This is a genomic window from Thalassoglobus sp. JC818, assembly GCF_040717535.1.
Taxonomy (GTDB): Bacteria; Planctomycetota; Planctomycetia; order Planctomycetales; family Planctomycetaceae; genus Thalassoglobus.
Map to the genome: position 1 here is coordinate 731,767 of NZ_JBFEFI010000002.1, position 24,224 is coordinate 755,990.

The following is a 24,224-nucleotide window of genomic DNA, read 5'->3' on the forward strand; positions in this document are numbered from 1 at the left end:
AGCTTGCTCAATCGACGACCAAGAAAAAATGAAGCCGGGCAATTGAGAAGGCATTCTCTCACAAACAGGGGATCAACTCGCAGAATCTCCCTCGACTTGGACGAAACCAAGTTAATCCCTGAGTTTTGGCAAGAAATTCGCTTGGTTTCGTCAATTGATGAACAGATTCATCGGTTTTAGTGACACGCTGCGAATCAGAACCGGCTGACCAGCTCATCGACGTCAAAAATGCCAACTTTCTGTAGAAGCACGACCACAACGAGTGCCGGAGCGACGATTCGGATCACGAACAGCCATCCCTGGAACATCCAGCTCGGAGTGTCTTCCACTTCTGCTTCCTGAAGCTTGCGGGGCATGACCCACCCAGCGTAGACCGCGATCAGCAAACCTCCCAGCGGCAGCATCCAGTTTGATGCCAGATGATCGACGGTATCGAAGAACCCTTTGCCGTAGTCAGCGTGCCACGTCCCCAGGAGTGTGTCGGGATCTCCATCAAATGCACTCGGCACAGCGACCAAGAGTGTAATGATACCGGTCGCCAATGCTGCCTGCGGACGAGACCAGTCTTTCTGATCGATCAAGTACGACGCGCAGACTTCCAGCAGAGAGAGCGCGGATGTCAGAGCGGCGAAGAAGAGCAGCCCGAAGAAGAGAATCGAAAGCAGCATCCCTCCGGTTCCGATTTCAGCAAACGCAAGCGGCATACTCATGAAAACCAGTCCGGGGCCAGCTGTTGGTTCTTGCCCATACGAAAAGGTGATGGGGAAAATCATCAGGCAGGCCAGAAGTGCGATGAGTGTGTCCAGAAAGGTGATCATCAAAGCTTCCTTGAAGAGACCGGTCTTGGTGCTTTGATAGGAGCCGTAGGTCATCATCGCACCCATCCCCAGTGAGAGCGTGAAGAACGCGTGTCCCAGTGCTTCCAGAACTCCACTCGGTTTGAGTCGGCTTGGATCAGGGCTGAAGACGAAGCTGACCGCCGCCGAAAATCCGGGTTGAAAGGCTCCGTAAAGAACCATCGTGCAGATGAGCGCGAACAAGGTCGGCATCAGGATCTGACAGGCTCTTTCAATCCCGGCCGAGACTCCGCCAGCGACCACTCCCACGGTCAATGCCATGAAAAGGAACGCCCACATCAACGACTGCCAACCGTTCGTATACAGGTTCCCGAAAGTCACTCCAACTTTCGACAGCACCAACTCCCGGCGCTTTTCCATTTTGACCTGCTGGAAGAGAACCTCGTCGGTGATTCCCGTCACGTCAGCCCGAACCTGTTCTTCGATCCCTTCTCTCAACTCGTCAATTTGTTTTTGAATAGCGTTCACATGGGTGACAGTCTTTTCTAACTCCGGATCGGTCAGCAGTCGCCGACTCGCTTCTTCAGAATCGTCCGCTGCGGCAACGGCAGCCTGAAATCTCGAGAACTCTTCCAACTGTCGTTTCGAGATTTCCCGTTCCAGCAGTGATTCACCCATTCGAGCCTGATCCGCGAGTCTTCGGTCGATCAGATAGTTCTGCATCGACTCCATGTCCGTCGTCGCGATGTACAGATCAGTTTCAGCAGCAGCTTCTTTTTCAATTGGCTGAGTGAAGTTGACGATCGACTTCAGCGTGTAATCCATCGACCAGCCAGCGACGACGATATAGAACGACAAGATGATGAAGCCGGCGAGGACGCCCATCCACCCCGCCGCCGACCAAACGGTTTTACCACCATTGAGCTCTTCGAACGCTCCGACTGGTTGCTTCTGGGCGGCGCGGCCGATCATGATTTCCGCGATCATGATCGGAAGACCCACGAGCAGGATGCACACCAGATAGATCAGAACGAACAGGCCTCCTCCGTTCTCGCCGGTGATGTACGGAAACTTCCAGATGTTTCCCAACCCGACAGCAGATCCCGCAGCTGCCAGCACAAACCCAAAGCGAGATTTCCAATGAGACCGTCCGGTCTCCTTCACTTGACCTGCCATCCTGGAGTTCCTTCGCGCATACCTCAGAGCGTGTGTCTCGCTGCAAGACACATCAAAACAGAAATTACACCGGACAATTCCCTGTTGCAATTCGACCGGGTCGTTCAACTCCAAACGCTCTAAGTAAGTTCGGTCGCTTTCACGGAATGTGACTCAACGATGTCGAACGACGCAAGCGTAGTTACTGCGCTGCTGAGAAGAGACTCGATTCAGAGTTTTCGTTGACTCAGAATGATGTCGACAACGCGTTGCGTCGCATCCGGTTTTCCGGACTCCCGCTGCTTCTTGGCCATCTTCGTGAGCTTGTCTGAGTCATTGAGCAATGATTCCAGAACGCGATGAAACCTTGAATAGAATTCTTCGCCGCCGTGCTCTTCTTCGACCAGGTCAACTCCGCCACGCTGCGCGTAATAGTTCGCGTTGAGGTACTGGTGGTTCCGGATCGAATTCGGATCGGGAATGACCATCGCTGGCAGTCCGATAGCAGCAAGTTCCGCTAACGTCGTTGCTCCAGCCCGTGAGATCACCAAAGACGTTCGGCTGAGTTCACGTCCCATTTCATCAATGAAGTCCGAACAGGTGATGTTCAAGGGCATCGAGTTGTAGAACTCTTGGAACTCCTTCTGATCACTCTTTCCCGTTTGATGGATCACAGTCCAGTCAGACAACAGCTCCCCATGCCGAGAACAGAAGTCGCGGAACGCTCGGTTGATTTCGTGGGCTCCCTGACTTCCTCCGAGTACCAGCAATTGACGTTGCGGCTTGGTGTCGTTCGAAGAAGCTGTGGCTTCGAGTATTTCTTTTCGTACGGGATTCCCCGTCCACTCGCAGCGAACCTTGGGTAGTCTCATCTCGCGAGAATGCGGAAAGCTCGTGCAAATCCGGTTGGAGAAGAGTCCCAGTAACGAGTTCGCTCGACCTGCGATAACGTTTTGCTCAAGGATCACTGCCGGGATTCGCAGGCTCATGGCTGCCAGAATCCCGGGAACACTCCCAAAACCTCCAAGGCCGATCACGACTCTCGGCGGATTTTCACGCATGAGACTTCGAACTCTTCGAGCAGCCCCGATGAAGGAAGGCAAGCCGACCACCGGGTTTCTCATGAGTTGAGAACTCGTGACCGAGTCGATAGGAATCTGTTCGAATTCAGAGTCGTCCAGAATTCTGCGTTCAATGTCACGTCCGGTCGTCAGAAAGCAAATTTGGCTTTGCGGTTGTCTCGCTTTGATCTCTTGCGCTACGGAGATTCCAGGAAACAGGTGCCCCCCGCTTCCTCCTCCGCAGAACAGATAACGATGCAAGTTCTCCATCACCACTCGCTCAGATATGCAAAGTTGAGCGTTCCGTAGATTGCTTCGATTTGGTCAGCCATCAGCCGTGACTTCGATCGCTTCAGACGAGTTCTCTTCGAAGAGTTCGTTTTGATCCTCAACTGATCGATGGAGAATCTCCGCACCGCTTTCACTTCTCGTCAAACTCCAGAAGACTCCCAGGCTGAACAGGCTCATCACCAGGTTGCTCCCTCCATAGCTGAGAAACGGGTGAGAGATCCCTTTCGGCGGAACCATCGCCGTCACCACCGCCACGTTAATCGCTGCTTGGAAAATTAACAGCGTGAGGATTGTTGTCCCAGCCACAACTCGAAAACTGCAAGCTGTCGATCGAGAGAGCATGCGGTGTCCCGTCGAGTACAGACCACACCACAGCACAACAACGCCAAGCGTTCCGAGCAGCCCAAGTTCTTCCCCGACCGCCGCGAAGACAAAGTCCGTGTCCGCTTCAGGAAGAAAACTCAGTTTCTGCCAGCCACGTCCCAAACCCGTTCCAGACAATCCGCCGACTCCCAGCGATGTCAACGACTGGCGCACCTGATACGGGGCTTCGGTTGGATTCGTCCAGGTTTGAATGAACCCTTTGATGCGGGCAAGTTGATACGGATGAAGAATGATGAGCCCGACGATCATCGGAACACACATCAAGCCAGCTACAAGAAAGTGCCACTTCGGCCAACCTGTCAGAAACAGGACCAACACGATCCCACAGCAGATAAAGAGCGACGTCCCCAGGTCGGGTTCGAGAATGATCAACGACACCGGAAGCCCGCCGATGAGTACAATCGACACGAAGTCAACCAGTTTCGGGGAACTGAGTCGGTCGCGGTATCGAAACCGGTACGCGCAGACCATCATCGGCACTGATAACTTGGCGATCTCAGAGGGCTGAAGGCTCCACGAGCCGAAACGAATCCAGCGCTGTGCTCCATTGACGCGATGACCGAACGCAGGCAACAGAACCATGACCAACAAAGCAATCGTCGCCAGATAAATCACAGGGGCCAGCCAGATCCAGAAACGTTCGGGAAGACTGGCTGCAACGAGCCCAGCAGCCAATCCAATTCCTAGAAAGATGAGATGCTTGGAAAGTTGGATCGATTCTTCCGGTCTGCTTGCAGATGTCATGCTGGAACTGTCGACAAACAGCACGCCGACGGCAATCAACATGGCAATCATCGCCAGAAAGAGCTGATCGACCGGTTGCACTGTCGACGCTCTCTGCAGCGATATTGGATCTTCGTGTTGAACAGTGATGGCCTTCATGACGCTTGTTGTTTGTGGGTTCAAGAGCCAGTTTCACTGGATTCGTCTTGCTGACGGAATGGGCTCAGCTGTTTTCCATCTCACTCAAGCGTATTCATCGACACTTCGACTGTGATCTCGCCGGAACTCTTCTCTCGGACTCGCTGGCCAACAGGATCGTTCAAGTCTTCGAAAGTTTCCTAACCGGACGACGCATTCAGCCGTGTTCTGAAGATTGCAGAGCATCGGAAATCAATTGCATCGCGTGAACAGCAATGGTCGATAGGAAATTTGGAGCGCTTGCCTCTGAACGCATCTGTTTCTTCGGTGACGTCGTCTCCAACTATGCGAGGTTGCTATGCACTTACCGTCCGCTCGACTCTTTGCACTGACCGTAGTCACTCTGCACTTCGCACAGGCGGCGTCTGCTCAAACGCTGTGGCACAGCGATCTCAACGCAGCCCGCAAAGTCGCCATGGAAACAAACCGCCCGATTCTGTGTCACTTCGGGGCGGAGTGGTGCGGACCCTGCCAGTTGATGGAACGGGAAGTTTTCCCGACGCAACAGGTTCGCGAGAAGCTGGGCTCGTCGGTGGTCGGTGTCAAAATTGATGTCAACGAACGACCAGACCTCGCTCGCCGCTTTGGTGTCCACCAGTTTCCAACGGACTTGTTTCTCGAACCAAATGGGTCGCAACTGCTGAGAACAACCGGTTTTAAGAGCACCGGCGAATACGTCTCGCTGATGATGCGGGCCAATACTCGCTACTCAGACCTCCTTGCTCAACGACAACCGAAGCCAAGCACTTCTCCAGAAATTGCGGCTGACCAGAGTGAATCAACGATCCGACCTGCTGGCCAGCAGTCTGTAATGCTCGACGGATACTGTCCCGTCACATTGTGGAAAACACGGCGATGGGAGAAAGGCAACTCCCGCTGGCAGGTGGAATACAAAGGTCAGGTTTTCCACATGGCCAGCGAACAGGAACGGGACGACTTTCGTCTGACACCTGATCGCTATGCTCCGCAGTTTCTCGGTTGCGATCCCGTGATTGCCTGGGAAACCGATCGAGCTGTCCCCGGCGACACCCGCTTCGGTGCTTTCTATGACGAGCAGCTTTATCTCTTCAGCTCGAATGACAATCGGACGCGTTTCAAATCGGAGCCCGATCGCTACGTTCAGGCAGAAGTTGTTTTGAACGTTGATCAGATCGAAAGAGTGGTCAAGTAGTCGGTTGATTGTTCAAGCGATTGCTGCGAATCAATTCGTGAGGCGGCGTGCAGTCTTTCTGCTCGACCAATCCGGCGGCACGAAGCTCAGCGAGACGAGAATTAACAGCCCGCATACGGTGTAACACATGGTGAAGACCCACCACGGTGCATCGAAGAAGAGTAGCTGATGCACGAGTCCCGCCAGGAATCCGTCTCCATCGAACGGCTGGTTTGCTTTTGCTCTTAAAGACTCTTCGAGTGTCGTTAATGGACAGGTGACACCGGCCCACGCTTCGGCGACGACGATGAGAATCATCAGCAGATGGATGATTCGAAACCATCGATTTCTCACCCATTTCCATCCGGCGATGCCACCACACAGGACCAGTAAGAGACCGATCACGATCGTGGCTGCATACGCCAAGTGGACCACAGCCACGAGATCGGCGAGCAGAGCGTAATTCGATTCGTTCATGCCTATCAAGATTCATAGGCGCAGTCGAATATTCCACGAAATGCAGCCAATTCAATCAGAAGTTCCGATTTTGAGGCTTATTGCTCGGCGTCGAGACGAGTTACTCGGGACGCGAGGATTGTCATCTCTCACGACCGTCACAAACTCCACGGTCCTGCTTGGAATAAAGTTTCAAGCAAGTTGACCGGTCCGTTGCGTGGCATAGGTTTTCGTACTCGGTTTCGATCGGCGAAACGTCCTATTCGATCCTGGCTTGAAGTCGGTTCTACAATGTCCACGCTGACCACCCCCTCAACAGCACAGCTCTCCGCAATCGGGAATCACCCGATGAATTCCTCCTTGCTCCTGGAATCTGTGTTGCAGCTTTCCAAAGCAAGTCAACTTCCGACTCCGCCGAATGAACTCGACGACATTATCTCGATTCATGTTCTTCGACGTTTGCTGGCCGCGATTCATTTCCGTGACGTGCGCGTTCTGAAGCATTCACGACGCGTCGGACTCTTGGCCGTCGGGATTGGATCTCGTCTCGGTTGGGAAGACATGCAGCTGCGACTTATTGAGATCGCCGCTCTCCTGCATGACATCGGCAAGTTGGGCGTGCCGGACCACATTCTCGGCAAGCCGGGCAAGCTGAGTCCGGATGAATACGAATACATCGCAGGATTTAATCGCGTCGCTGTCGAAGTCCTGCAGTGCTGCCAGGTCAATCCAGACGTCATCGATATTGTGGCTCAATCACATGGAGTGAATATTGACGGCACATCCACACAGGACAAACCCGCGAGTCTCGGAGCAAGAATTCTCGCCGTCGCTGATGCCTACGAGTCACTGACTTCAGTTCAACCGTATCGACCGGCGTTTGACACCAACAAAGCTCTTCGAACACTGGAAGAACAAGCTGGGAAAGGGTTCGACAGAAACGTTGTTGCAGCGCTGGAACGCTGGCTTCACAGTGAAAGAGCATCGGTTCTGTCCGACACAGATGCAGAGAATGCGTCAATCGCTGCGAATGCACCTGCCGATAACAATGCGAAAATGGCCGCCAGCCGCTTTTGTCACGTCTTTCAATATCTGCACACACTCGAAAGCCTGTACGACGCCTTCTATATGATCGATCGCGATCAGCGAATCGTCATGTGGAACATGGGTGCGGTCAAAATGTTTGGCTACTCTCCCGGAGAGCTGATTGGCCAAACGTGGCACCGTTCGATCGTCTCGTCCACCAAAGCGAAGCCGGACCCAGTTGATCGATGTCTGGAAGAGTCGATTCCGGTTTGCCATCGTTTGAACCTCAAAGATGTCGACGGAAATTCTCAGAGCTTCGACGTCCAGACATTGCCAGTCACGAATGATTCCGGGGCTGTGCGTGCAGTCATGGAACTCATCTGCGATGGAAATGAGTCGAAGCGACATCGAGGTCAGTTCCGAAAACTTCAAATGGCAGCCACTCGTGACGCACTTACCGGAGCGTTTAACCGTGGTGAATTGGAACAGCGACTGACACAAGCCTTTCAGCAATGGGAGAAAGATCCGCAAATCCCATATTCCGTCGTCTTTGTCGACCTCGATCACTTCAAAGCGATCAACGATCGATTGTCGCACGCAGTCGGCGATCGCGTTTTGATCGACGTGGCTCGGCTCATTCAGGACGAGCTCTATTCGGGCGAGCAAGTGGGACGTTACGGAGGAGAAGAGTTCGTGATCCTCTGTCCGGAAACACCGCTTGAAGTGGCAATCGAACGCTCAGAACGTTTGCGAAGATCCATCTCGAGCGCTGAAATCGCCGGGCGGGATGACCTTCGAGTCACAGCTTCATTCGGAGTCGCTCAAGTCGAAATGGGTGACACTTTCGAGTCAGTCACCAAACGCGCTGACCAGGCGTTGTACGATGCCAAAAACTCTGGTCGAAACCGAACCTGCTATCAGGTGACTGAGCATTGGGCCGAGTCTCAGAAGAAGAGTGAGTTGGGTGAAGATGCCTATGTTCATCAGGCTGAGATCGTGGCATGCGTGGCTCGAGGGATGTTGCCAATGAAGCTCAAGGGCTACGTTGAAGACATCCACGCAAAGATTCTCTCGGTCAAAGAAGAAGAGATCACTCTGCAGGTTGGCGCTCCAACACTCTTCCGCAAATGGGGTAAAGAAGACGATAAGCAGCCCGTGCGCGTTCGAGTTGAGATTCACGACATTCCCGCTCACGAACAAAAGCAGGGGACACGCCGACTTCGTCTTAAAACCTTCACTGAACCGGTTGGAAAACCTTCTTCTCCGGAAGTCTTTCATAAACGAGCCAATCGCGTGAACGAGTCGCTGCGTGCCTATCTGATTGCCGATTAGAGCGTGTCTAAATTTGGATAGCATTCTCTCGCACGAGCAAACACAGCCATTTACTCAACGAAACAGCACAAGCGAGCGCTCAGGCAAGAGCAACTTGCTCGAGGGCAAGTCGGTTTGAACAAAGTTCTCACTTGTGTGATTCGGCAAATTCAATGATCGAGCGTGCTCTTTTGAGACGATGCAAATTAAGCTGAGTCATTGCTGTAACCTTTCTGACGTTGTGAACGCCGGAAAATGGATTTACAGTCAACGAACACCACTCGTGACTCGTAGCGGGCGATCTGATGACAAGCACTCAACTGGTCTTCGAACTCATCGATGCTGGCGATCTGGATGCCATTCGATCACTCATCGCAGCTGACCCGGCCGTTGTTTTTGTCCGTCACGCAGACGCCAATCTCTTCCACTGGACGACACTCCAATTCGCAGCCAGTCGAGGCAAGCTGGAAGTCTGTCGGCTCCTCGTTGAGCATGGTGCAGAAGTCTATACGAATCCAATGAATTCGTATCCGCCCGTGATTCAAGCAGCCTGGAAAAAGCACCAGGACGTCGTGGATTATTTCCTCAATGAGATTCCTCATCTCGCGGAGGGAACCAATGGAACCGGAGTTGCGTTGAATCTCGCGGCCCGTGAAGGTTGGACGGAAATCGTCGATCTGCATCTCAAGAAAGACCCGCTCAGTGTCTTTCAGAGAGGTTGGATTGGAGACACGCCCCTTCACTGGCCAGCTCATAACAACTATGGCGAGATCGTTCAGAAACTGGTCGCGGCGGGAGCAGATGTCGAAGCGGATGAAATCAACTGCTACGGAGGGAAACCTCTCCACTGGGCCAGCGAGCATGCACCGGAGTCGGTCCGTCGACTTCTTGCAGCCGGGGCGAATGTGAACAGCCGAAATGTCAAAGAAGACTCTGATTTCTTTGGAGTGACTCCGCTCATCATGAACGCGACTCAGCGAGATGACTGCGACGAAGTCACCCAACTTCTCCTTCAAGCGGGTGCCGATCCGAGCCTGGTCGATGCGCAAGGAAAGACTGCCCTGGACCACGCTCGCGAACGCGGTCTTGCGAAGATCACAAAAGTATTGGAGTCATGGCGCAGCTAGAGCCGTTTAGAAGTCTTCGATAAGCTCAATGAATCGATGGACTTGCGCGAGGTTGTGCAAGTCAATACTCGCAAACCAAACTGTGCCATGCCATCTTCAATGAAAGCTCGAATACGACTTACGGACCACGGTTGATGTACAACTTCAAATTGTGCGTCGCACGACCTCCCGCCACGATGTCGGGCAATCCGTCGCCGGTCAGGTCCTCGACAATCAAGTCTTCGCAGGCCATGCCGCCTGCATCGACAACGTGTTTAGACCAGTTCGTGCCCCAATTGTTGCGAGCTTTGTAAACAATCACCCCGAAGGTCTCCGGGGTGTCGCTGTGACCGAAGACAATCTCATCGCTTCCGTCTCCATCCATGTCAGCCATCCAAATCGCATGTCCTCGCTGGAATCCAGCATCGATGACAGTGCGTGTCCACAGCTCTCTGTCGCCTTCCGGTTCGGTATAAACGACCAGCGAATGGCCATGCATCGGTTCGACAGTGGCAATCACATCGACACCCGAAGCCAGTCGACCGAGTTTGACTTCACCGGCTCCACGATCAGCGGGAGTCTCTCCATCAATCCCGGTCCCGATGTGAGTTTTTGCCCAACCTTCCGGTGTTCGCTCGACGAGATAGACCCCCTCTTGCGAAGCAGTCAATGTGTCGATGGAATCATCATTGTTGACATCGACATGCCAGTGGTTGTGCATGCGATTGAGTTCCTGATCGAGAACTGTTGCTGACCAACCACCCTCTGTTGGATTGTCAGGGACTTCAAACGCGGTCAACCGAACACCGTTGCCAGCCGTTGCGTTGAGCGGCGAAACGACAAGTTGCGGCGATCCCGTTCCGAGGACATCTGCCCAGCGCATGCGGTGCGTCCAACGTTCTTCTCCGATCAGGTGAACTTTCCAAAGTTCATCGAGCGAATCTCCGCGAGTCAGCCAGTGGATGGTTCCAATCTTCGTCCAGCCAGCTCCGAGAGCAAAATCGACCAGTCCATCTCCGTCGATGTCATGCGGCGCGATACAAACATTGTCCAGAGGAGTCTGGTCCTCGATGATCACACGTGGTGTCCAGTCAGGAGCCTGAAACCACAACACCCGGCGCTCTGTCACAGCCACGATATCCTGAAGTCCATCGTTGTCGACATCCGCCAGTGTCACCGCATAGCAGACTTTGCCAATCTCCGGATCAAGCACAACTTCCTGAAACTCGACAAACTCGTCGTCAGCCTTCAAAAGTGCCGAGGGTGCAAGTGTCAGCAGACTGACGGAAGCGAACAGGAGCGCGTTCAAATAGTTCGACATAGGAATTCCACTGGATTCAAGAAACCGACACATCGATTAAACGCATTTTCGATCCCCGATGCAATCACCACGAGTTACGAGAGTCACGTTCGCTAGCGTCCCGGAGAAGTTTTTCTAGCTGGGAGTTGTGAATTCCTGCCGAGGCGCATTCACAAGTGTGGTTTGAGGCAGCGAATACACCTTCGAGATTTCGCGACGTGGGAAGAACAACCTTCTTGACTTGATGGAGTCGACGAAGTTGGAGTTCGACCGTAAAACGAAAACAAGCCTGATTCCGATCAGGACGGAATCAGGCTCGTGTATTTTATCTGTTTGCTCAGATGGGCTGAGATCGAAAGTTATTCTTCGACGTCAGGCGATTCGTCCATCAGCATTTTTTCGAGGTCGGGAGCGTCATCTGGAACGATGACGACATTGTCCGAAACGTCGAGGTAGATTTTATCAGTCATGATCTCTTCGATCACTGTCCCCATGGTGGGCTTGCCCGGGCAGTCAACAAGAGGCGGGGCGCCTCGATTCAACTGAACGAGACGCTTTTGGATCAGCGTGGACAGCTTAAAGCGTCCGCCGACCTTCTTTGCGATCGCATCTTCCTTCAGTTCATCGTGCATGAAAGTTCTTCTCCGTATCCTTCAAGAGCGTGCAGATTTCTCCCACAGCTCGATCCAGATCATCATTGATTACTCGATACCGGTACGTACCGGACGATTTTAGCTCCTCTTTCGCAGTCCGCAACCGCCGTTGAATGACTTCCTCTAATTCTGTTCCCCGGCTGCGAAGCCTTCTTTCGTACTCATCGACGGAGGGCGTCTGCAAGAAGATCGACACCGCATCGGGGTACAAATCCATGACCTTCAATGCCCCCTCGACGTCAATTTCCAGCAGGACCCAGCTGCCGGACTCTTGTATTCGAGTCAACTCGCTCTTGAGGGTGCCGTACCAGAAACCGCTTCGATGAACTTCTGCACACTCGACGAAGTCGTCGGCCAACCGGTGTGCCTCGAAATCCTCGGAAGTCATGAAATGGTAGTGTTTTCCGTCGATTTCACCGGTGCGTTTGGGACGTGTCGTCGCAGAGACCGCCATCTGAATCGGGACGGAAGAGTCGCTGAGAAGCCGTTCGACGATCGTTGTTTTGCCGCTGCCACTGGGGCCCGACAGGACGACCATACGACAAGGGGGAGAAGCATTATCTGTGGAGGTTTCTTCAGTCATTCCCAGTCCGCAACATTTCAATTTCCGTAAAATGCGATTGAAGTCCCGGGACCAAATCGGCATCCTCCAATGGATCGTTCAGTTTTCCAGAATTTCAGGCTTCGGCATCGTGCGCGCAATTTATCGTCTTCTCTGCCCCTTTCCAAGTTGCGATCACCGGAAACAGTTCGGTTATGGCGTGATTCTGCTCCTCATCGCATCCCTGTCCATCAGTGACGCGGCCGATCGCTCGAATCGCCGCTTGCGGACCGATGCAGCATTTGAGGAGATTCTGGACCAGCCTCTTCTGTCGAGCAGCGCTCGCAAGCGAGAAATTCAACCCTTTTTGAAACAACTGGCCAGCGAACGAGACATCTCAATTCTGATTGACCGGCGCATCGATCCTCATCGTCAAGTTTCAGCGACGCTGAGAGAAGACTACTTCGACGAGGGTATTCGAAAAATCGCTGCTGAAATCGGCGCTGAAGTGACCGTTATCGCGGACACAATTCTCGTCGGTCCTCCGGATTCAATTCGAAAGCTGCGAACACGAATAGCCCTTCTCGATGACGAGTTCCGAGCATCCGAAGGGCCCCCGCTTCAAAAACTTCAAACACTGAGAGAATCAACGCTGGTTTGGGACGATTTCACTACGCCGCGTGAACTGATTCAAAACGTCGCTTCCAGGTACCGCTTTTCGATCACCAATCCAGAGATCATTCCGCACGATCTCTGGAGGTCCGGGTCGATCAGCGACGGAGATCTGATTGACCAGCTGACGATCCTCCTCTCGCAGTTCGATCTGACATTCCGCTGGGGAAACGGTTCCGAAATCGAGATCGTTCCGGAAGACGAACAACTCGGAATCTGGAAAGATCACCGACCTCGCACCGGATCACTGGCTGGTGCCATTGGACTCTTAGAAAAGAGTTTTCCTAGGCTGGAAGTCGCACGTGAAGAAGATCACCTGAGCGTCTTTGGAACAATCGAAGATCACGAGCAAGTTGCGGTCATGCTCGGCGAGCGTCCGCCGCGAGTTCGACCGCCGTCACAGCTTCAAAACGATTCGATCGACAATCAGCGGTTCACGTTGCAGATGGTTCGGAAACCGTTTCGTTCCTTATTGCAACTTCTTGAGCAACAGGGGCTTGAGGTTGTATTTGATGATAATCAGCTTCGGGAAGCTGGGATCAATTTGAACCAGAAAATCTCCGTCACTGTCGAGCAGGTTCCTGCGGAGGAATTAATGCGGCAGGCGAGTCAACCGCTCGGGTTGCAAGTTCGGATTGACGGTCGTGTGATTGAATTGTTTGTCGAGGAGTGATCATCATCATGCACGACGTTGAAGCATTCACACTCTGAGAATCCAATCATCCTCTTTCTTCTGAAAGAAATAAACATGCGCAGCCTGACCATATGGCTCACTTCATTCGTTTTGCTTCTGATCGTCATCCCGCCTCAAGTCGATGCTCAGGACGAATCGCTCTCGGCACCACTTGCGGACTTACGGTATTCCTATCAGCGGAATCACGATCCAAACGGCATCGGCAAATTCTATCTGGGCCGAGAGATCGCGCGCGTGATGGGGCATCAGGGAATCCGCTGGCTGGAGCGACCAGAACGTGAAGAGGAAGAACGGCTTTCGAAGCTGATCGAAGGGTTGAACATCGAACCCGGAATGACAGTCGCCGATATTGGAGCTGGGTCTGGAGTGATCAGTGTTCTTCTCTCCGAAGCAGTCGGCCCAAGCGGGACCGTTCTGGCCGTCGATATTCAGCCGGAGATGCTCGAGGCACTACAGGCGAAGTGCAAGTTCCTGGAAATTGACAACGTGGTCCCTGTCCTTGGAACAACAAAGTCACCTCGCCTGGAGGCAGGAACCGTCGACTTGATTGTCATGGTCGACGTTTACCACGAGTTCGATTTTCCGTTCGAAATGCTTCAAAACATCTCGCAAGCTTTGAAACTGGGAGGGCGAGTCGCGTTTGTTGAATACCGCAAAGAAGATCCGTACGTGCCGATCAAAGAAGTTCACAAGATGTCAGAAGCACAAGTGAAAGCGGAGGCTCTCGTACCCGCACATGGTCTGCGATGGGCGGGAACATTCCGCAGACTCCCGAGACAACATGTCGTCATTTTCTCCAAAGAAAAGTAGGACTCACTACTCCCAACTGAAACGACCGACGTGAGAGTCGATGATTTTGGCCATTTTTGTGATTGGTCATCTCTGCTGTGTCACATCGGTTCCGATAACGCGCTGTAGAGAATGAATTGATGTCGCGTTCGGATCACATCGCTGACGTTGCCTGACGATGGCGATCAGCGATGCTGAAAATGCGTCGTCAAAATCTGATTTCGCATCGAGAAATTTCATTCGCGAGGAACAGGAAAATGAACGCAAGTCACCGGTTATTGGGAACGAAAACTGTCTGGTCAATCTCGAAATTTGCTTGTCTCGTCGCTGTGCTGGGTCTGTTTCAAACAACGACAGCCGACGCAGCGATCTTCACGCGAAGACCAACGAACACTCTTCAAGCGCGTCCCGCAACGGGCATGGGATCGAATATTCATCGTCGCTTCGTCCTCAAGCGAGAGCTTCAACGTCAAAAGAATGGTTATCCCGTTCGAATGCGCGGGAATATCCTTTGGAAACGATCACGATAAGAAACCCCGTTTTCTCATCGCCTGAATGACTCGGCGGAGTGTGGTTCATTTGTTAATCTCTAACGTCTCGGCTCAATCATTTGTGATGGCGTCACGTTACGGTTCTCGCAGTGATTGAAAAAATCTCAACACGAGAACGTGGAAACTGTGCAGATGACAGACGCTCATGCCGATTCAAGACGTGGTCCCGTTTTGGGCTGTATCGCGGATGATGTAACGGGAGCCACCGATCTCGCGACGAACCTCGTCCAGGGCGGATTGCGAGTCACTCAGTTTCTCGGCGTGCCAACTCAGAAAGCTCTCCGGGAAGTCGCTGCCGATGCTGTTGTGATCGCCCTGAAGACGAGGTCGATTCCAGTCAGCGAGGCGATTGCGGAATCGGTAGCGAGCCTGAATGCCATGCGAGCATCGGGGATCGGTCGGTTCTACTTCAAGTACTGTTCGACGTTCGATTCAACGCCTCAGGGAAATATCGGCCCGGTCGCTGAAGCGTTGATGGACGAGTTAAAAGTCTCGCAGGCGATTTTCTGTCCCGCTTTTCCAGCGAATGGGCGAACGGTCTACCAAGGACATCTTTTCGTCTATCAGAAGCTCTTAAACGAATCGGGAATGGAGAACCATCCTCTCAATCCCATGACCGATTCGAATCTGATCCGCGTTCTCGAGCAACAGTCGACACGCTCGGTCGGTCTGATCGATTACAGCACCATCGAGGCAGGACCCGAACAAATTCGAGCAGAACTCAAGAAGCTCGCGGACGAAAACATTCAACTCATTATCTCTGACTCTTGCGATGAACAGCATCTGCAATCGCTGGCAAAGGTCGCGGCAGATGCCCCATTGATTACTGGTGGGTCCGGGCTGGGGCGTTACCTCGGGGAGATGTATCGGGAAACGGGGGTTGTCGAAAATCACAAGCGGGAAGCAGTTCCCCCGACCGTTACCGGGCGAAGTCTTGTTCTGGCTGGCAGCTGCTCGACAATGACCAATCGTCAGGTCGCTCGCATGAAAGTGTTCGCACCGGCATTTCAGATCGACGTGCGACAACTCATGGACGACAGCGAGCGTCTTCTCGAAGAGGTCATCGAATGGTCAAATTCACACGATCCGTCGATACCTCTCCTTGTGTTTTCTTCAGCGCTCCCGGAAACCGTTCAGCAACTTCAGCAGGAATTCGGAACTGAAGGGGTTGCTGACAAGATCGAACGATTTCACGCCTCGTTCGCGCAACACATGGTCAACGAATGCGGTGTTCGCCGTTTGATTCTGGCAGGTGGAGAAACGTCCGGTGCAGTCGTCCGTCAATTGGGGATCTCTCAACTCCAGATCGGCCCCGCCATTTGTCCGGGAGTTCCATGGACGACTTCGGATTCTGAGCCCTCGCTGGCGCTGGCTCTGAAATCGGGAAACTTTGGAAGCGAGCACTTCTTTCGGGAAGCTCTGGAGATGTTGCCATGAACGAACGGGAATTGCGGGAACAGATTGCGATTCAAGGCAAGTCGATTTTCGATCGAGGGCTGACGTTCGGAACTTCGGGAAATATCAGTGCGCGGCTCGGGGACGAAATTTTCATCACGCCAACGAACACATGCATGGGACGCATCGATCCTGATCGAATCTCACGGCTGGGACCCGATGGAGATTTTCGCTCAGGAGATAAACCCTCGAAAGAAGCCTTTCTTCACCTGTCGATGTACCGTTCACGTCCGAAAGAACAAGCGATCGTGCATCTTCATTCCACGTATTCCGTGGCTGTGTCGTGTCTGGCTGATGTGGACCCCAAGAACGTTCTGCCTCCAATCACAGCCTATTATGTAATGCGAGTCGGAACGCTCCCGCTGATTCCATATTATCCACCTGGAGACGAAACGCTGGCGGAAGCGGTCGAAGTTCAATCAAAACACGCCAGGTCTGTGCTGCTTGCCAATCACGGCCCGGTCGTCGCTGGCAAATCGCTGGACGCAGCGGTCGCAGCGACGGAAGAACTTGAAGAGACCGCGAAGCTCTTCCTCCTGCTCAGAGGTCAGGCGACCCGATTTCTCGATCGCGACCAGTGCAACGAGTTAGAGCGACGCTTTCCGAATTAAACGCTCACTGTCGCGCCAATCGAATTAAGTCTCGGCGTTACAGCTGGCTTTCGTCGTACTTGGTGGCGAGGAAGAGGCCGAGAAGTCTGACGAACCCGTTCTCGAATTGCATGCGAGCGCGTGCTCCGTTCTCTGTCGGTCGAATTTCGATGCGCACAGCATCTCCACCGTCCGACATCGCTTCGTCAGTCAATTCCCGTTGAAGCGGATCTGCGTTTTCCTGTGGAGGCAGGTCGAGCCACGGCAGCATTCGAAACACAAGTTGAAACGGGGCAGTGCTTCCACCAATGGTAGCCGCTGAAGAAGCGAGAAACTGATCGATAGCGAAATCGAGTTCATAAGTGACTTCGTCGCCCCCGAGACCAAACCAAAGCACGCCGTTTCCGGTACCTAGATAGACACTCGGATCGCCTCCGTAGATTCGACGGTCTTCGCCACTTGAGTTCGAACCTTGAAGTCGGTGCAGTACGACGCTTTGATGCTCGTGGGCATCAAGTTCGATCGTGTCGATGGCATCGTTGGACTCGACTTCGCTCAGGACTTCACGCAGAGCTTCCCCGAAGGAATTACTTCCGACCAGTTTCAGCGCACCCAGCAGAACGAATTTACGGTCTTCCAACGGGACGAACTGCAGAATTCCATTCAGGTGTTCTTGCTCAATCGTCGCTCGAAGTGACTGGGCGAGTCGCTCGACCGACGGGTGAACGGTTTCCGGAAGATTCTCTTTGAAGCCAATGTCCATGGCATCAACGAGTCCACTCATCGCTTCCCGTTCACGGCGATCGAGCATCCAGGAAACGGAGAGTGTGAGGGGGTGCAGTTCGGAGTAGAGTCCCTCAAAGGAACTCTTTCGACCTCCAATGTTGGTCATGAACTTTGCGAACTCACTGTCCGGTGTCGCGTCGAAAAGCAATTCGAGAGCGGCGGTCTGTTCTTCCGGATTCGCCTGCAGACCGAGTGTGACCTGTTCTCCATCCCGCAACAGTTGAGTCAGGAATTCCAACCCGCTTTGTCCGTTGGCTTTTCGAATTTTGTGAGCGGCTGCAGTCTCATCGTCTCTCTGCTGGAGTTCCGCTTGTGCGCTCGTTTGAAATGTAGCGAGGAAGACATTTCGAATGATGGGCGAAATGTTTCGAAGCTGAAGTGAGACACTCGCGTCGTAACGAGATGCGAATCCGGAGACGTGATCGAGAGGATGCGGCATCTCATCCTCGAGGAGATATTCGTTGGGAGTCGCGAACGCGTAGTCATCCTGGATGACCATATTGAGGGCCCGTCGACCGCCTCCCAGCTTGAACCGTCCTTCTTCGCCTTCGACTCGCTCAGGCTTCAGTGGGCCAAGTGCTGCGGTTTTGACAAACGCGTCGAGATCATCAATCGGGATGTAAGCCACGGGTGTCGGGCGTGGCGGAAGTGAATCGTCGAGAAAGAACATCACACCCACCGGGCGAGTGCGGTCAATTCCGTCCAGGTTGCCTGCACGATCTGTGAGAAACTCTTCGATCATCTCAGTCATGTCAGGTCGACCAGAGGCTTCGAACATCTCGCCAATGTTGACGAGAGACTGGTCGAGGCTGCGGATGGTCACCATCGCGAATGGCAGTCGCGGGCCATAATCTTCTTCTTCGGTTTCAGTCGTCTGCGCTTCGCTGACCCGAACTGTCATCACGATCAGGGCACTCGTGATCAGGCAAGCTGTGACGATTCGTCTCAGGCTTGAAACGAAAGCATGATCGGTCTGAGCAGACAAGGATGAAAGAAGTTTCATGGATGACTTTCGTTCAGGTTCAGAGTCACGAGTGCAGGTCGCTCACGTCAATGCGATTGTCTGGCGCCGTCAATCTGTTCGTTGTGTTGGACCATGCTTGTGATTGGATGAAAACCAGTCATTGAATTTGAATGTTGTGGCAGGGCAGTGAGTCAAAAGGGGGAGATTCGAAATTTCAATTATAGTCAGAGTTCCAACTCGTTATCCGCCTGAGGGTTTCGGTGCGACAGGGAATTTCTCAGGGTTTTCTTTTCGATTCTTTGCCAGTACGACTGAACTTGGGCTGCAATCGCAAGTCGTCTGACATGAAATACCTGACAACTGACCCTTCGGTGTCAACAAATCGCTGAGTCAGGTGAAGCTGGCTTCGAAATGGCCTTCATGAATCCTTGAGCGGATGCAGAGACCATCAAGCGTTCTGATTGTACCGGTGTGAATGAAAACCTGGATCGGTCTAACATGCTCTACTTCAGGGACTTCTGCAGGAAATCTGCCATCAGCTCAATTCGAGCGGAATCGTAGAAAGGAGGTCCACCGTGGACTCCACCATGGATGATCTCAAGTTCGAAAGGGAGTGAGAGCGCCTCGTACCGTCCCAGAAGCTCCAAGGATTGGTTGATCGGAACCTGGGGATCCTGATCTCCATGCATCATCAGTAGCGGAGGATCGGAAGCGTCTACGTGAAAGACGGGGCTTGCCAGTTCGGCCAATTCAGTTTTGTCTTCCGGTTGACCGCCTAACAGCAATTGCAGGGCAGGGATGCGGACTCCGAGTCCGTGCGGAGTCGATTGCGGCAGAATTGTCGTCAGATTTGTGGGGCCGTACAAGTCGATGATTGCTTGGACATCCGAACTCTGGTCGAGGTGATCGCCGACTCGTCCTTCGAGTTCAGAGTTGCCATTCGTCACTCCAACCAGAGCGACGAGATGTCCTCCTGCGGAAGCACCTGCAATCGCGATGGATTGCGGGTCGTAACCATATTTCGAAGCGTGCGCTCTGAGAAATCGGATGGCTGCTTTGATGTCATGAATCTGGGCAGGAAATCGTGCGACCGGTGACAAGCGGTAGTCGACGCTCGCGATTGCGTAGCCCTTGTCGATCAGGTCTTTCAGCGGCATCGACGTTCGCGAACCAGATCTCCAGGCTCCACCGTGAACCCAGACGATCAGTTTCGGATTGTCGATCTCGTCCGGCAAATAGAGATCGAGCAGCAGTTCCTGACCGTCGACTGTCGCATAGCGGATGTTCGGGAGTTCTTCAGCAGTTGCGTTCTGCATAGGAATCGCAGTGAACGCGAGCGCACAGATCAACAGCACGCGAATCGGGCGGGGAACAACCATGCATGTCTCTCCAGAAGTGAACATCGATCAGAAGCTGTTCGAAGTTGAGTGGCTGGCGATTTCAGAGTTCATCTTCAGGGTTTATTGCGAAACCCATCCAAAGCAGCCCTGTCATGGTAGAGAGTACGACGGAATCATCAAAGAACGCCAATCAATTCAGCGGATTGCAGCCTGCGGGCGAGGATCCGTTTCGAGCGGATTCCTCAAGCTGAGAGCGGGGAGGTGGGATGTCTTTTGAGATCGTGGAAGTGATTGCATAAAAAAAACCTTCGACCATGTTAAGTGGTCGAAGGGATCGATGGAGCAAGAAAACCAATCGTCGTCGATGGCCTCAGTGAAGTCGGTTCAGACTAGACTGCTGACTTCGTTGCGTCTTAGACCATCTCTTTCAGTTTTTTGAGTGCTGTGACCTTCACGACTTTTCGTTCAGGCTTTGCAGCGATCATGATTTCTTCGCCAGTTCGGGGATTGATACCCTTCTTGGCAGGTTGCTTCTTGCGAATTCTCTTCACGATCTTCAGCAGTCCAGGAATCGTGAAAGCGCCGGGCCCTTTTGCTCCGATGTTCTCAGCGATGACTTGTTCCAGGACGTCGAAGAAGTCAGCGACTTCCTTCTTGGTCATGCCGGTTCGTTCCGACAGTTCGTTGAGGATCTGTGTCTTGGTCAGAGGTTTAGCAGCTACAGCCTTCTTCGCCATCGTGGCTCCTTTCAAATGGCGGTCTGAAATCGACCTGAAATTGAAGTTATTGAGGCCCTAAGTAGAATTCTGCCGTCAATGGATGTCAATTGCCGCACGCAGGCAATGTCAACAAAATCGTTGCTTTTTCCGCAAAAATGTTGCGGTCAACGCTCATTTGGGACGTGAATCCGGTTTCCTGGGTGCGACGATCGAGATCATCACCGACGCAGTGCGAACTCGAATCGATGAAAAATCCATCCAAAATGGCTCATCGAAAGTGGGCAACTCAGTTACTAAATCGTTCCACGCTCTTTGAGAAATGCGATGACTTCGTCAGCCAATTCGTCGATTCCCTTGGAGTCTGAATCGAGAATCAGCTCAGCTTTTTCTGGAACTTCGTAGGGATCATCAATCCCGGTGAAGCCTTTGATTTCGCCAGCACGTGCTTTCTTGTAAAGCCCTTTAGGATCGCGTGCTTCGCAGGTCTCGAGAGAAGCGTCGACGTAAACTTCGACGAATTCGCCGTCTTCGAGCAATGCACGGACAGCGTCACGGTCTGCTCGGTATGGGGAGATGAATGCGGTCAGGGTGATCATCCCTGCGTCTGAGAAGAGTTTCCCAACTTCGCCAATTCGGCGGATGTTCTCAGCTCGGTCTTCTGCAGAAAAACCGAGGTTTTTGTTGAGACCCATGCGGATGTTGTCGCCGTCGAGCAAGTAGGTGTGCTTGCCCATTTCTGCCAGTTTGTGATCGACGGTATTGGCGATTGTGCTTTTTCCAGATCCACTCAGACCAGTAAACCAAAGCACGCAGGACTTGTGTCCCTTCAGTTTTTTACGGTCTTCGGAGGAAACCCGGTGATCGTGCCAATGAACGTTTGTTGCCTTTTGTTCGGCCATTGCGTTTCTCAAATCAGTTTTGCTATGGAAAAGATGCCATTTTCTCTTCGCATGCTAGAGAATCTCCGAAAGCCTGAAAAGGAATCGACAGGAATCTTTTCGCCCTCTCGTTTTCAAGTATGCTCCCGCAGCACGCGAGATGAGTCGCATGGCACTTACTGGAGTGGTTCAGTCGGAAGTGCTAGATTACGACCGCTGGTGAATGATAGGGCGCGTGAACGGAAGCTGGTCGATTCAGACACTGGTGCTCACAGCCGAGTGAGAAGCTCTGAGAACAAAGCATTGAGAAGTCAAAACACTGAGAATGCTCGACAGAATCTGAGCATTTCGAGGGACAAGAAGCCACGACTGTCGTTGGCGCCCTCGTAGCTGGTCGATTCAGTTCGAACTTGTTCGCAGCAGACGTGTCCTGCGATAAAAAAGTCGTTCTGACAGATCGAAAGTGCACTGCAGTCAGTGAATTTGCTCGGTGAGAATGTCCGAAGCATGAAGCAGCTGAGTTGCAGTGACACGAGACAGATCGAGACCATCTCAGGTCAATTTGTCGGAAGCGAGCAGGTTGTGATCGCTGGATTCGTCGAGGATGCACGCGATCTTCAGATGAGAATTCAAGAGAGAGTTAGCTGACGTGAACGGTCCAAACTTTGAAAAACACGATCTGATCCCGGTCATCGCTCAAGACGAGGAGTCGGGTGTCATATTGATGCTGGCGTATATGAATGAAGAGGCTTATCAGGAAACTTTGAGCACCAAGCGAGTCTGCTACTATAGTCGGAGTCGTCAAAAGCTCTGGCGCAAAGGTGAAGAGAGCGGCAACGTTCAGGAATTGAAGTCGCTCTATTTCGACTGTGACGCAGACACCATTCTGGTAAAGGTCAATCAGATCGGAGGCGCTGCTTGCCACGAGGGCTATCAGTCCTGCTTCTTTCGACGAGTCGATCCCGATTCGAAAGCCGTGTCTGTCGAAGGCGAGAGAGTCTTCGATCCCAAACAGGTCTACGGCAAGAAGTAAGCGTGACGTCTTGAACCGTTCGGTTCTCAACGAAGCCATTCGCCTCGCCGACTTAATCCATCAATTCATCGATATCGAACCACGAGTCATTGCCTCATGTCAGAGAGAACTCTCAAACTCGGAATCCCAGCTGGAAGCCTGCAGGATGCCACCGCAGAACTGTTTCGCAAAGCTGGTTACAACATCAAGTTTTCTTCTCGGTCGTACTACCCGACCATCGATGATGACGAAATTGAGTGCCTGCTGATTCGTGCTCAGGAAATGGCCCGGTATGTTGAGAATGGAATTCTCGATGCCGGAATTACCGGTTTCGATTGGATTCAGGAAACTCAGGCAGATGTGACGGAAATCTGCGAGCTTGTTTTCTCGAAGGTCAGTCGGCGTCCGGTTCGCTGGGTGCTGTGTGTCCCGAATGACTCTCCGATCAAGAGTGTCAAAGATCTCGAGGGGAAACGCATTGCGACCGAAGCAGTGGGGCTGACGGAAGCCTATCTGAAACAGCATGGTGTCAACGCATCGGTCGAATTTTCGTGGGGAGCGACTGAGGTCAAACCGCCGCGACTTGCAGATGCCATCGTTGAGGTCACAGAAACAGGCTCGTCACTTCGGGCGAATGATCTTCGCATTGTTGACGAAGTGCTGCAGAGCACAACGCGTATGATCGCGAACAAGACTTCGATGACTGATGAATGGAAGTCACAGAAGCTTCAGGACATCGCATTGATGCTCAAGTCCTGTCTGGCTGCCGAAGGCAAAGTCGGATTGATGATGAATGTCCGAAGATCGGACCTCCCGACGATTTTGCGGAATCTTCCGGCCTTGAAAGATCCAACGGTTGCGTCCTTGGCGGACCCTGACTGGGTGGCGGTGAATACCATCATCGAAGAGTCAGTTGTGCGGACCATTGTGCCTGAATTGATTGCCGCTGGAGCGAATGGAATTGTTGAGTTTCCAATCTCCAAGATTATCGATTGAACCGGTTTCGCCGTTTACTCATCTCGCAAAAATGAATCGGCCTAAACGCAGGGAATCTCATCAGATTCCCTGATGCAATTTGAGTGAGAAACTGGCGAGTGATCAGAGCGTGACAGTTGTCACACACTCAGCGTCACAATTGAAGTAACCGTAGCCAGTGGAATGATTCGCTTTGCCCAGTCGATCCATCAGAATTGGCCCTTTCGCTTCAACATCCTGAAATTCAAGACTTTCCTTCCGATCCTGTGAACCCTGTGTGGGCTACGTTTGGTGATCCGTCCGACTTTTCAAGGGGACGATGTCAGAGGAGCCACGACAGGAATCGGAGTTATGCTAGTACTCAGTCGAAAACAGGATGAGAAGATCATTATTGGAGATTCGATCACATTGATGGTCGTCTCCATTCAAGGTGACAAGGTTCGCCTTGGGATCGAAGCACCCAAAGAGGTCAGTATCCATCGGGAAGAGGTCTATCAGGCCATTCAAAGCGAACAGAAGTCAGACCGTAAGCCACAGTCTACTCCCACTGAAAAATGATCGTTGAACGATTTAGTCGCGCGATCAGTTTCGGGTCATTGCGCTGATGAGTGAAGGCTTGCCACGATCTCTAAATAGCGCGCGCTGAA

General features: G+C 52.7%; 23 protein-coding genes. 12 read left to right on the forward strand and 11 right to left on the reverse strand.

What is annotated here, in order from left to right; genetic code table 11:
* Positions 1–194: 194 nt before the first annotated feature.
* The 3 genes from AB1L42_RS07295 to AB1L42_RS07305 all read right to left on the reverse strand — a co-directional run bounded on the left by AB1L42_RS07295 (position 195) and on the right by AB1L42_RS07305 (position 4,594).
* Positions 195–1,973: a sodium-dependent transporter gene (locus AB1L42_RS07295; RefSeq protein ID WP_367052955.1), complete on the reverse strand. Its 1,779-nt coding sequence runs from the start codon at positions 1,971–1,973 to the stop codon at positions 195–197.
* Positions 1,974–2,182: 209 nt separating this feature from the next.
* Positions 2,183–3,283: a UDP-N-acetylglucosamine--N-acetylmuramyl-(pentapeptide) pyrophosphoryl-undecaprenol N-acetylglucosamine transferase gene (locus AB1L42_RS07300; RefSeq protein WP_367052957.1), complete on the reverse strand. Its 1,101-nt coding sequence runs from the start codon at positions 3,281–3,283 to the stop codon at positions 2,183–2,185.
* 54 nt (positions 3,284–3,337) lie between these two features.
* Complete coding sequence (locus AB1L42_RS07305; protein WP_367052959.1) at positions 3,338–4,594, reverse strand: putative peptidoglycan glycosyltransferase FtsW; 1,257 nt, start codon at positions 4,592–4,594, stop codon at positions 3,338–3,340.
* Positions 4,595–4,907: 313 nt separating this feature from the next.
* Here AB1L42_RS07305 and AB1L42_RS07310 point away from each other — a divergent pair, with 313 nt between their 5' ends.
* Positions 4,908–5,780 (forward strand): thioredoxin family protein, encoded by an 873-nt coding sequence (locus AB1L42_RS07310; protein ID WP_367052961.1) that lies wholly within the window; start codon positions 4,908–4,910, stop codon positions 5,778–5,780.
* Between the two features lie 30 nt (positions 5,781–5,810).
* Here the strand turns inward: AB1L42_RS07310 and AB1L42_RS07315 are convergent, their stop codons facing one another.
* Positions 5,811–6,236: a DUF2784 domain-containing protein gene (locus tag AB1L42_RS07315; RefSeq protein WP_367052963.1), complete on the reverse strand. Its 426-nt coding sequence runs from the start codon at positions 6,234–6,236 to the stop codon at positions 5,811–5,813.
* Positions 6,237–6,563: 327 nt separating this feature from the next.
* On the opposite strand from AB1L42_RS07315, the gene AB1L42_RS07320 reads away from it, so the two are divergent.
* Together AB1L42_RS07320 and AB1L42_RS07325 are read left to right on the forward strand one after the other, a co-directional pair.
* Complete coding sequence (locus AB1L42_RS07320) at positions 6,564–8,573, forward strand: diguanylate cyclase (protein ID WP_367052965.1); 2,010 nt, start codon at positions 6,564–6,566, stop codon at positions 8,571–8,573.
* 284 nt (positions 8,574–8,857) lie between these two features.
* Positions 8,858–9,679: an ankyrin repeat domain-containing protein gene (locus tag AB1L42_RS07325; RefSeq protein ID WP_367052967.1), complete on the forward strand. Its 822-nt coding sequence runs from the start codon at positions 8,858–8,860 to the stop codon at positions 9,677–9,679.
* 118 nt (positions 9,680–9,797) lie between these two features.
* On the opposite strand, the gene AB1L42_RS07330 is transcribed toward AB1L42_RS07325, so the two are convergent.
* The 3 genes from AB1L42_RS07330 to gmk form a co-directional block, all read right to left on the reverse strand.
* A complete protein-coding gene (locus AB1L42_RS07330; protein WP_367052969.1) occupies positions 9,798–10,979 on the reverse strand; it encodes a VCBS repeat-containing protein in 1,182 nt (393 codons plus the stop codon).
* Positions 10,980–11,317: 338 nt separating this feature from the next.
* Positions 11,318–11,590 carry a DNA-directed RNA polymerase subunit omega gene (locus tag AB1L42_RS07335; protein WP_367052971.1) on the reverse strand — a complete coding sequence of 91 codons (273 nt, stop codon included), beginning with the start codon at positions 11,588–11,590 and terminating at the stop codon, positions 11,318–11,320.
* Positions 11,580–12,194: a guanylate kinase gene (gene gmk, locus AB1L42_RS07340; protein ID WP_367052973.1), complete on the reverse strand. Its 615-nt coding sequence runs from the start codon at positions 12,192–12,194 to the stop codon at positions 11,580–11,582. Before gmk ends, AB1L42_RS07335 begins: the two co-directional genes overlap by 11 nt.
* A 109-nt stretch (positions 12,195–12,303) precedes the next feature.
* Here gmk and AB1L42_RS07345 point away from each other — a divergent pair, with 109 nt between their 5' ends.
* The 5 genes from AB1L42_RS07345 (at position 12,304) to otnC (ending at position 16,924) form a co-directional block, all read left to right on the forward strand.
* Positions 12,304–13,497 (forward strand): hypothetical protein, encoded by a 1,194-nt coding sequence (locus AB1L42_RS07345; protein WP_367052975.1) that lies wholly within the window; start codon positions 12,304–12,306, stop codon positions 13,495–13,497.
* Positions 13,498–13,572: 75 nt separating this feature from the next.
* Positions 13,573–14,328 (forward strand): methyltransferase domain-containing protein, encoded by a 756-nt coding sequence (locus tag AB1L42_RS07350; RefSeq protein ID WP_367052976.1) that lies wholly within the window; start codon positions 13,573–13,575, stop codon positions 14,326–14,328.
* A 236-nt stretch (positions 14,329–14,564) separates the two neighbouring features.
* On the forward strand, positions 14,565–14,837 hold the full coding sequence (locus AB1L42_RS07355; RefSeq protein WP_367052978.1) for a hypothetical protein: 273 nt from the start codon (positions 14,565–14,567) through the stop codon (positions 14,835–14,837).
* Positions 14,838–14,990: 153 nt separating this feature from the next.
* Positions 14,991–16,295 (forward strand): 3-oxo-tetronate kinase, encoded by a 1,305-nt coding sequence (otnK, locus tag AB1L42_RS07360; protein WP_367052980.1) that lies wholly within the window; start codon positions 14,991–14,993, stop codon positions 16,293–16,295.
* The gene (gene otnC / locus AB1L42_RS07365; RefSeq protein ID WP_367052982.1) at positions 16,292–16,924 is read left to right on the forward strand and encodes a 3-oxo-tetronate 4-phosphate decarboxylase; all 633 of its coding nucleotides are present in this window, start codon (positions 16,292–16,294) and stop codon (positions 16,922–16,924) included. Before otnK ends, otnC begins: the two co-directional genes overlap by 4 nt.
* A 37-nt stretch (positions 16,925–16,961) precedes the next feature.
* Here otnC and AB1L42_RS07370 read toward each other — a convergent pair whose 3' ends face one another.
* Together AB1L42_RS07370 and AB1L42_RS07375 are read right to left on the reverse strand one after the other, a co-directional pair.
* Entirely contained in the window at positions 16,962–18,692 is a 1,731-nt protein-coding gene (locus AB1L42_RS07370) for a hypothetical protein (protein ID WP_367052984.1), read from the reverse strand.
* A gap of 464 nt (positions 18,693–19,156) precedes the next feature.
* Positions 19,157–20,032 (reverse strand): alpha/beta hydrolase, encoded by an 876-nt coding sequence (locus AB1L42_RS07375; RefSeq protein ID WP_367052986.1) that lies wholly within the window; start codon positions 20,030–20,032, stop codon positions 19,157–19,159.
* Between AB1L42_RS07375 and AB1L42_RS07380 the strand changes: the two genes are divergently transcribed.
* Positions 20,031–20,270 (forward strand): hypothetical protein, encoded by a 240-nt coding sequence (locus tag AB1L42_RS07380; RefSeq protein ID WP_367052988.1) that lies wholly within the window; start codon positions 20,031–20,033, stop codon positions 20,268–20,270. The two genes, AB1L42_RS07375 and AB1L42_RS07380, sit on opposite strands and share 2 nt — an antisense overlap.
* 136 nt (positions 20,271–20,406) lie before the next feature.
* Here AB1L42_RS07380 and AB1L42_RS07385 read toward each other — a convergent pair whose 3' ends face one another.
* A complete protein-coding gene (locus AB1L42_RS07385) occupies positions 20,407–20,730 on the reverse strand; it encodes an HU family DNA-binding protein (protein WP_146510612.1) in 324 nt (107 codons plus the stop codon).
* A gap of 275 nt (positions 20,731–21,005) precedes the next feature.
* On the reverse strand, positions 21,006–21,611 hold the full coding sequence (gene cysC, locus AB1L42_RS07390) for an adenylyl-sulfate kinase (RefSeq protein ID WP_367052990.1): 606 nt from the start codon (positions 21,609–21,611) through the stop codon (positions 21,006–21,008).
* Between the two features lie 628 nt (positions 21,612–22,239).
* Here cysC and hisI point away from each other — a divergent pair.
* The 3 genes from hisI to csrA all read left to right on the forward strand — a co-directional run bounded on the left by hisI (position 22,240) and on the right by csrA (position 24,135).
* A complete protein-coding gene (hisI, locus tag AB1L42_RS07395) occupies positions 22,240–22,623 on the forward strand; it encodes a phosphoribosyl-AMP cyclohydrolase (RefSeq protein ID WP_367052992.1) in 384 nt (127 codons plus the stop codon).
* Positions 22,624–22,719: 96 nt separating this feature from the next.
* Positions 22,720–23,598, forward strand: coding sequence for an ATP phosphoribosyltransferase (gene hisG / locus AB1L42_RS07400; RefSeq protein ID WP_367052995.1), 879 nt, complete (start codon positions 22,720–22,722; stop codon positions 23,596–23,598).
* Positions 23,599–23,928: 330 nt separating this feature from the next.
* A complete protein-coding gene (csrA, locus tag AB1L42_RS07405; RefSeq protein ID WP_367052997.1) occupies positions 23,929–24,135 on the forward strand; it encodes a carbon storage regulator CsrA in 207 nt (68 codons plus the stop codon).
* Positions 24,136–24,224 lie beyond the last annotated feature (89 nt).